A 342-nucleotide genomic window follows, 5' to 3' on the forward strand; every position below is an offset into this window, starting at 1 on the left:
GGCAAGGAGTTGTTGCAGGCAGAACAGTTACTGCTCAATAGCACAATCGCGACCACCGCGGTACGGTTTACCGGTATCTACGGCCCGGGTCGTAATCGCCTGATTGAGCAAGCCCGCCATGGTGGCCACTGCGACCCTGAGCCGCCAGTGTGGACCAATCGTATTCATCGCGATGATTGTGTGGGGGTATTGACGCTGCTGTGTGAAAAAGCACTGGCCGGAGAGCCGTTGGAGTCGGTGTATCTGGCCACCGATGATGAACCGGCGACGCTATTTGATGTGCTGGAATGGATGAAGGACCGGATTGCCGACGTTGAGCCGGATCACGATGTGCCGGAAGTT

1 pseudogene is annotated in these 342 nt (G+C 57.0%); it reads left to right on the forward strand.

The features are described 5' to 3' along the window. A pseudogene (locus Q4563_RS17665) lies at window positions 1-342 on the forward strand (SDR family oxidoreductase); the annotation flags it as partial.

Source organism: Gilvimarinus sp. 1_MG-2023 (genome assembly GCF_030548285.1).